The organism is Actinomadura sp. KC216 (genome assembly GCF_004348535.1).
In the GTDB taxonomy this organism is placed as follows: Bacteria; Actinomycetota; Actinomycetes; order Streptosporangiales; family Streptosporangiaceae; genus Spirillospora.
This window is the reverse complement of the sequence record NZ_SMJX01000622.1, coordinates 1-1,438: the sequence shown is the minus strand read 5'-3', so window position 1 is coordinate 1,438 and position 1,438 is coordinate 1. Positions and strand designations below refer to the sequence as shown.

General features: G+C 70.2%; 1 pseudogene. It reads left to right on the top strand.

Features of this window, described 5'->3' with window-relative positions:
• Window positions 1–800: 800 nt before the first annotated feature.
• A pseudogene (locus tag E1264_RS42580) lies at window positions 801–1,438 on the top strand (hypothetical protein); the annotation flags it as partial.

Genomic DNA, 1,438 nt, shown 5'->3' with positions numbered 1-1,438 from the left:
AGATCACCGTGGGCCGCCTCGCCGACTTCACGGTGCTCGGCGCGGACCCGCTGCACGCCGAGCCAGAGGAACTGGCGGAGATCCCGGTGCTGTCCACATGGGTCGGCGGCCGCCAGGTATGGCACGCCGGATAGTCAGGGGTTCGACGTGTGTTCCACGACCACTGCCATCGGCGCTGCCATCGGACTCCGCAGCTTCGACCTCGAGCACACGTTCCGATTTTGAGAGCAGACGCTGGGGCGGGCCGCACCCAAAGTCGGCACCCTGCAGCCGTCCGCCGGTGGACCTGGGATCGTCATTGCCGCGCACACCCAACTCTGGATCGCCCGGCCGTTTGGCCAAAGATCCGCGCGGTCCTTGTCCCGCCGCTCCGGACCGTCTCAACCCGGCCCGCGTCCGCCGGGGCTTCGGAACATCCGCGCGAGCACGAAGGGGCTTGCTCACGTGCGCAGTACCAGGGGTTCCCTAGCGGCCAGCGGTGCGGGCCGCACGTCCGTTAGAGGCCGGCACGCTCACCTCCGGGCCAGGCAAGTGAAGGATGCGGGGCCATGGTCGAGCGGCCCGGACGATCGCCGCACATCAGGCGACCGTGACGCTGCACGCCGATCGCGTGGAAATCAGCAGGCGCGGTCTGGGCGAGTGGCGAGCGGACGGCCGCGCGGTGCGCTGCAGGTCCGCAGTTGATCGCTCTCACCGATAACCGGCATTGTCATGTAGTCACGGGATCGCTGGCGATCACGGGGCGGTACTGGCCCGTTCTGGACAGCGTCCGCCCGGTCGGCGCGGACGTCTGAGATGACGTGAACGAACCCCCCGACGAACCTCACGACGCGTCTCCCGCGCCATCAGTTCCCGACCCCGCGGAGCCGCCAGCCGAGCGGGTCGGCGCGATCCCGCTCGCCCCGACGGTGCCGCGAATCCCCGAGCCCACCTCCGCCGAGCTGGCCGCCATCCCCGCCGACCGGCGGCTGGAGTTGCTGGAGCTGCAGCGCCAGCGCCTCGACGCCGAACGTGACCGGCGGCGGCAGAGCAAGCACCAGTGGTTCAACAGCGTCGGCATCGTGATCGGCGTCCTGGCCGCCGTGGCTGGCTTGGTCACCACCACCATCACCTGGCGCATCGGCCAGGATGAGTTACGTGCCACCAAGGAGGGCCAGGTCACCGACCGTTACGCGAAGGCCGTGGAGCAACTCGGCTCCGACAAGCGCGAGGTCCGCACCGCCGCCGTCTACGCCCTTGAACGCATCGCCCGCGACTCAGACCGCGACCGGCCCGCCATCATCAACGTCCTGGCCGCCTACACCCGCGAACACGACCCTCCAGCAACAATCAACGACGCCGCGCTCCCTCCCGAGCCCGACATCGACGTCGCCGCCGCCCTCACCGTCCTCAGCCGCCTGCCCCGCCCGCCCCGCGGCCATGCGCACCGCCCTTTCAC